Here is a 7,167-nt window from a genome sequence, read left to right on the forward strand (position 1 = left end):
CTGCTGTGCAACTTGCGGTTGAGCCGGCTGGTTTTGCTGATTACGACGTTTATTGTGATTGCGGCCGTTGTTTTGTTGTGGCTGTGCAGGCGCTGGTGCAGCATGTTGTGCATGCTGTTCTTCTTCTAGATGCCATTCAGAAGACTCATAACCTAACTCTTTCTCACTTGAACGAGTGGCTTCTGTACGCTCATAGCTGGTCGGCGCAAAGCCTTCAGCATTATACGTGATTTCATAATGCGGAGTTTCCAGGTGCGGGTGCGGCAGCACAGTCACCCGGACATTGGAGGTTTGTTCCAGATAAACTAGGCTGTGACGCTTTTCATTCAGCATGAAGGCCGCGATTTCAACCGGAACTTCAACCTGTACTTCACCATGACGTTCACGTAGGGCAATTTCTTCGATTTTACGCATGATCGACAGGGAAAGTGAGCGTAAATCACGTACCATACCGGTGCCATGACAGCGAGGGCAAACATAGCCAGTCGCTTCTTCCAAAGACGGACGTAAACGCTGACGGCTCATTTCCATCAGGCCGAAACGGGATAATTGACCGAACTGGATACGTGCGCGGTCACTTTGGGTCGCTTCGCGCAGTTTGGCTTCGACCATACGCTGGTTGCGGTCTTTGGTCATGTCGATAAAGTCGATCACGACTAAACCGCCAATATCACGTAAACGTAATTGACGTGCGATTTCTTCAGCGGCTTCCAGGTTGGTGTTGAGTGCGGTGTCTTCAACGTCCTGACCACGGGTCGACTTTGCCGAGTTGATGTCAATTGACACCAGGGCTTCAGTCTGGTCAATCACGATTGAACCACCAGACGGAAGTTTGACTTCACGCTCATAAGCGGTCTGAATTTGGCTTTCAACACCGAAATGGGCAAATAAAGGCTCATTTAAGGTATAGGTTTTCAGCTTGTCAATTTGACGCGGCATGACGGCTTTTACAAAATTATAAGCTTCGTTATAGGCCTGCTCTGAGTCAATCAGGATCTCAGCAACATCATCACGTAAATAGTCACGAATGGCACGGGTTACAACACCAGCTTCTTGGTGCACCAGCATTGGGGATGGGCCAGAGTTGGCTGTACTCTGGATTTGAGCCCAAAGATCCATCAAGTGTTGCAGATCAAGTTGTAACTCTTCCTGAGAACGGCCAATACCGGCAGTACGGACAATCACGCTCATACCACGCGGCACGTTCAGGGAAGCCAGCATTTCTTTGAGTTCTTCACGTACTGCACCTGAAATCTGACGGCTGATACCGCCACCTTTCGGGTTATTTGGCATCAGCACCAGATAACGACCCGCCAGTGAAATAAACGTAGAAAGGGCCGCGCCTTTATTGCCACGTTCTTCTTTTTCCACCTGAACCAGAAGTTCGGTGCCTTCAGTGATCAGTTCGCGGATGTTTGATGTTTGGCGAGGATCGGCTTTGTAATAAGAATTGGCGATTTCACGCATCGACAGGAAGCCTTGGCGACCTGCACCGTATTCAACGAATACAGCTTCTAAAGAAGGTTCAACGCGAGTCACGTGACCTTTATAGATATTAGATTTTTTTTGTTCACGGGTACGGTTTTCTAAGTCGAAATCGTAAAGACGCTGACCAGTGACAAGTGCAACGCGAATTTCCTCGGCATGTGTTGCATTAATCAACATACGTTTCATGGGTGTAACACCTTATAGTGATACACAGCAAAAAATCGCTAGACACGTAGCGAACATCACACATCACGGATCAACGGCCCAGATACTAAATGTAAAGACATTGTGGTCTGAGTCTTTTTTTACCGGCTGCTACCTGTATAGATCAGCTTCGGCTTTGATTCACGTATTGAGGATGACAATACGGCTTCAATCTTTAAGTGATTAAAGTCACCTGAACGCTTCACTGGCGGACGAGCGGTGCATTGGATGTGAGTAACTTTCACTGTCACGTTGTTCGAAGATCAACCCTTCTCTGTAGATAGGGGGTCTTGATACGGAATTATCATCGTATCTTTACAAACGGTGCAGATCCAATGCATCAAACACTGTAGCCTGAAGTCGTTTCCAGGGTGCGACTAATCTGATGTGTATCAGTTTACGTTTAAAAACCAACTAGGTTGGCGACATATTTTTTCAGACAAACTGATTTATGTACCTGAGGTACAATTAAACGCAACAGTTTGCTTTGTTTGCCGATATAATAAGCCTTCGGCGTCGGCATAATTCTTTGGGGACCTTCCCGTATCATGTGAGTCTTTAATTGAATAATCAAATTCAGAAAAAATCTGAAATGCTTCAATTTTTATTCACAAACGATGGTTTCCGTGCGCTGACTATATCAAACCTTGCATCATCTGCCTATGGGCTAAGCTTATGTTTCTTGTGTAAAGCATAATCTAAATGATCATTTTTTATTCAATTTAAGTCAATTTCAGGTCACAGTAACTGTATGAATTCTACGCAACAATGGCAAAGTGTCACTTGGTTTGAAGTGGATGAGCACCAGGATGGTCAGCGAATCGATAATTTCCTGTTTAGTCGTCTGAAAGGCGTGCCCAAAAGCCGTATCTATCGCTTGATTCGGGAAGGCCAGGTTCGTGTGAATAAAAAACGGATTAAGGCAGAAACCAAACTTTCGATTGGGGATCAAATTCGTGTAGCACCGATCCGTTATGAGCAGAAAGATGAAACTGCAGCGCCCGTCTCCGACAAGGTCGCTCAAGGTCTGTTGGCTCGTGTGATTTATGAAGATGAAGGCTTAATGGTGGTGAACAAGCCTTCCGGTATTGCCGTACATGGCGGTAGTGGTGTGGCGTATGGCCTGATAGAGGGGTTACGTGCTGCAACCGGGAAAAAATATCTGGAGCTGATTCATCGTATTGACCGTGACACTTCCGGCTTGGTGATGATTTCTAAAAAACGGAGCGTGCTAAAAACCCTGCAAGACCTGCTGCGAGAACATAAAATTCACAAGACCTATGCTGCGGTGGTCAAAGGCCAGGTGAGTCTGGACAAGCAGTTGATTGATGCCCCTTTGTATCGTTATGAGCTGCCAAATGGCGAACGTCGCGTGCGGGTGTCTAAAGAAGGCAAAGAGTCCAAAACTCAGTGGAATGTACAAGAGCGCTTTATGCATGCCACATTGGTCTATGCCTCTCCGCTGTCGGGGCGTACCCACCAGATCCGTGTGCATGGTTTGAGTATTGGTCATCCTTTGGTGGGGGATGAAAAATACGGTCACGAAACCGAATATAGGGGACCTAAACCGCGCCGTTTGTGCTTGCATGCCATGCGTCTGGATATTCCAGGCTATCCGACAATTGAGGCGCCCTTGCCTGAAGATATGCAAAGTCTGGTGGCACAGCTCAGAGCGCAGAAAGCGGATAAGGTGGTTACACTTGCCGAAGATGAAGAGTAATCTTTAGCTTTTTAATGAGTCTTCCTGATTTTGCTTTATTTGAGTGAGGAAAATTCCCTTCTTTATTAAAGGTAGAGATGATTCAAGACAATTTCTAAATCAATGAAGGGCGACATGGATGTCGCCGTTACTCTGTGGTACAAGGACGTGCCATCAGAGTAACAAAGGATTTTTGCTACTTTTCATCCTTGAAAAGTAGATAATACCTATACGAAAACAGCTGCTCACTGACATTAATTGTGGTAGTGAATTAAATTTAACTAACCTCTCCCAAACCCTCTCCTAGAAGGAGAGGGCTTAAAGATACTGAATCAAATATTAGGACCTTATATGAACTCACCTGTAAAACTGGTTATTTTTGATTGGGATGGCACCTTATTCGATTCAGTCGGTCAGATTGTGGCAAGTCTCCAGTTTGCAGCCCAGCAATTTAATCAGCCGCTGACCGATGCCGATGCCAAAAGTATTATCGGTCTGGGTTTGCCTGAAGTTGCCCAGCGTCTGTTTCCGACAGTGCCAGAATTACATAGCGATATTTTACAGGCTTATTCTGAACATTATGTGGCGAACTCTACTGAAGATTGCTGGTTCGCTGGTGTGGCGGAGATGTTACAAGAGCTGGCAGAGCAGGGCGTAAAACTGGCGGTCGCGACCGGAAAAAGCCGTAAAGGGCTGGATCGGGTCCTAAAGCAAACCGAGAGTGTCGAGCTGTTTGCAGTTACCCGCGCGGCCAGTGAAACCCGCTCCAAACCTGATCCGCTGATGCTGGCTGAGATTCTGTCTGAAACTGGTGTGGCGTCGCATGAGGCGATTATGGTGGGAGATACCTCCTATGACCTGGAGATGGCACAGAAGATTGCGATGCCGAGTGTGGGGGTGAGTTATGGCGTGCATACGCCTGAAACGCTGGCACAGTTTAATCCCTTGACCATCGTGCATGATATTCGCAGCCTGAATAGCTTTTTATTGGCTAAAGTTCAATGGAAAGAAGCGATTTAATCGCTTATCTTGAGATCGGTAAACTTGCAGGCACTCGGTTTGAAAAGAGTGCCTGTAAATGCACTCAACTGCCGGATATGTTCTTATCTTTTAGTCTAAAGCTGCAAACTTGATCAATTTAAGCGTCGAGCAATGTTGATGAATTTGCTGTGGATTTAGTCGAATTTATAACTTAAGTCGCTGTTTTATTTAAAATAATATTGGATTTATTAATAGTTAATAGCTATAGCGAAAAATAAAATAACTATTGGCATTCATCTCTTAATTTTCAGATTCTTAGATTGTATATGTTTATGTCTCGTTCAGGACAGACAATCCCAGCTCATTGTCAGGTCGTTTCCAGCTTGCTGAACGACTTCGTCTGGATGTAGGCATAAACTTCATTTTTGCAGTTTAAGGAAACACTGATGTCGAATTCTGCTGTTGTTGAATCAGTTGCACACGCCCTTCGTCGCGCTGAATTATCACAAACTGCGATCGCACCGATTCGCCCTGAACTTGGTGGTGAAAGTGCGGACGTGGATATTGCCTATGCCGTTCAAGAAATCAATACAGCGCGTGCGTTGTCTGAAGGCCGCCGTCTGGTGGGTCGTAAAATCGGGTTGACATCTAAAGTGGTTCAGACACAACTCGGCGTAGATCAGCCTGACTTTGGCATGTTGTTTGCGGACATGGCCTATGGCGATGGTGAAGCAATTCCTGCCGGTCTGTTAATTCAGCCTAAAGTTGAAGCGGAAATTGCATTGGTGATCAAAGAAGATTTAACCAAAGAAAAACACACCTATGCAGACATTATCAGCGCGACTGATTATGCACTTCCTGCAGTTGAAGTGGTCGATAGCCGTATCGAGAACTGGAAAATCAGCCTGATTGATACCGTAGCAGATAACGCCTCTTCGGCAGCATTTGTTTTGGGTTCACGTCCGGTGAAGCTCGACAACCTTGACCTGGTGAACTGCAAGATGGTCATGACTCGTGGTGCTGAAGTGGTCTCACAAGGGGTGGGTAAAGCATGTTTGGCCAATCCTTTAAATGCAGCGGTCTGGCTTGCAGATGAGATGGTACGCCGTGGTCGCCCATTGCTCAAAGGTGACATCATCCTGACCGGTGCTTTAGGCCCGATGGTGGTTGCTCAGCCAGGCGATGAGTTCAAGGTTGAGATTGAAGGCTTTGGTTCAGTAACAGCTGCTTTTGCTGCTGAATAATGGAATTTTGAGAGTACATTCATGAAAAAGATTAAATGTGCAATGATCGGTCCCGGCAACATTGGTACGGACTTGCTTTATAAATTACAGCGTAGCGAATGGTTGGAGCCAGTGTGGATGGTGGGCATTGACCCAACGTCTGAAGGTCTGGCACGTGCAGCGAAAATGGGCTTAAAAACCACGGCTGAAGGGGTAGATGGCCTGCTGCCGCATGTTCTTGAAGATGACATTAAAATTGCCTTTGATGCAACGTCTGCATACGTTCACGCAGAAAACAGCCGCAAGCTGAATGAGCTGGGCGTATTGATGATTGATTTGACACCTGCAGCGATTGGTCCGTTCTGTGTACCGCCAGTGAACCTTGAAGCATTGCTTGCAGCGGGCGAAGTGCCGAATGTAAACATGGTAACGTGTGGTGGTCAGGCGACCATTCCGATGGTCGCTGCGGTTTCCCGCGTTCAACCGGTTGAATATGGTGAGATCATTGCAACCGTATCCACCAAGTCGGTGGGTCCGGGTACACGTAAGAATATTGACGAATTTACCCGTACCACTGCCGGTGCAATCGAAAAAGTCGGCGGTGCAAAACAAGGCAAGGCAATCATCATCATCAACCCGGCTGAGCCACCTTTAATGATGCGCGATACCGTACATTGTTTGGTTGAAGGTGAACCGGATCAGGCGGCAATCACTGAATCAGTGCATGCCATGATCAAAGAAGTCCAAAAATATGTACCGGGCTACAAGCTGGTCAATGGTCCTGTGTTTGATGGCAACCGTGTGTCGATCTTCATGGAAGTCGAAGGTCTGGGTGACTTCTTGCCAAAATATGCGGGTAACCTGGACATCATGACTGCGGCGGCTGCACGTACTGCAGAAATGTTTGCTGAACACGTATTTGCAAAAGAACAGGCTTAAGGAGCAACCACATGTCTAAGATTATTGTTCATGATATGACTTTGCGTGATGGTATGCATCCACAGCGCCATCAAACCACTGTCGAGCAGATGATTGCGATTTCAACTGCACTTGATGAGGCGGGCGTACCGTTAATCGAGGTGACACATGGTGACGGGCTGGGTGGCTCATCAGTAAACTATGGTTTTGCTGCGGCAACAGATGAAGAATACCTGTCTGCTGTAGTGCCACGCATGAAGAATGCCAAAGTATCTGCATTGCTTTTGCCGGGTATCGGGACGGTTGACCATCTGAAAATGGCCCATGAGATTGGTGTATCAACCATCCGTGTGGCAACGCACTGTACGGAAGCGGATTGTTCTGAACAGCACATCACGGCTGCGCGTAAGCTGGAGATGGATACTGTAGGCTTCCTGATGCTGGCCCATATGGCAACTCCGGCTCAACTGCTTGAAGAAGCGAAGAAGATGGTGTCGTATGGTGCAAACTGTATCTATGTAACGGATTCTGCAGGTTATATGCTTCCTCAGGATGTAACCGATCGCGTTGCATGCTTGCGTGATGCGCTTGATCCAAGTATTGAACTAGGTTTCCACGGTCACCACAACTTAGGCATGGGCGTGGCAAACACGG

At 46.9% G+C, this 7,167-nt stretch carries 6 protein-coding genes; 5 read left to right on the plus strand and 1 reads right to left on the minus strand.

Annotated elements, in window-relative coordinates; translation table 11 throughout:
* A partial coding sequence (locus E2K52_RS12635; RefSeq protein ID WP_151205421.1) for an Rne/Rng family ribonuclease occupies positions 1 to 1,674 on the minus strand: 1,674 nt, incomplete at its 3' end.
* Between the two features lie 769 nt (positions 1,675 to 2,443).
* Between E2K52_RS12635 and E2K52_RS12645 the strand changes: the two genes are divergently transcribed.
* From E2K52_RS12645 to dmpG, 5 genes are all read left to right on the plus strand, one after another.
* On the plus strand, positions 2,444 to 3,412 hold the full coding sequence (locus E2K52_RS12645; RefSeq protein WP_151205422.1) for an RluA family pseudouridine synthase: 969 nt from the start codon (positions 2,444 to 2,446) through the stop codon (positions 3,410 to 3,412).
* Positions 3,413 to 3,742: 330 nt separating this feature from the next.
* Entirely contained in the window at positions 3,743 to 4,411 is a 669-nt protein-coding gene (locus E2K52_RS12650; protein ID WP_151205423.1) for an HAD-IA family hydrolase, read from the plus strand.
* A gap of 407 nt (positions 4,412 to 4,818) precedes the next feature.
* Positions 4,819 to 5,616, plus strand: a complete 798-nt coding sequence (locus E2K52_RS12655) for a 2-keto-4-pentenoate hydratase (protein WP_151205424.1) — start codon at positions 4,819 to 4,821, stop codon at positions 5,614 to 5,616.
* A 21-nt stretch (positions 5,617 to 5,637) separates the two neighbouring features.
* Positions 5,638 to 6,534 carry an acetaldehyde dehydrogenase (acetylating) gene (locus E2K52_RS12660; protein WP_151205425.1) on the plus strand — a complete coding sequence of 299 codons (897 nt, stop codon included), beginning with the start codon at positions 5,638 to 5,640 and terminating at the stop codon, positions 6,532 to 6,534.
* Positions 6,535 to 6,545: 11 nt separating this feature from the next.
* On the plus strand, positions 6,546 to 7,167 hold a 622-nt coding region (gene dmpG / locus E2K52_RS12665; RefSeq protein WP_151205426.1), incomplete at its 3' end, for a 4-hydroxy-2-oxovalerate aldolase.

The sequence above is a fragment of the Acinetobacter sp. RF14B genome (assembly GCF_006864105.1).
Taxonomy (GTDB): domain Bacteria; phylum Pseudomonadota; class Gammaproteobacteria; order Pseudomonadales; family Moraxellaceae; genus Acinetobacter; species Acinetobacter lwoffii_C.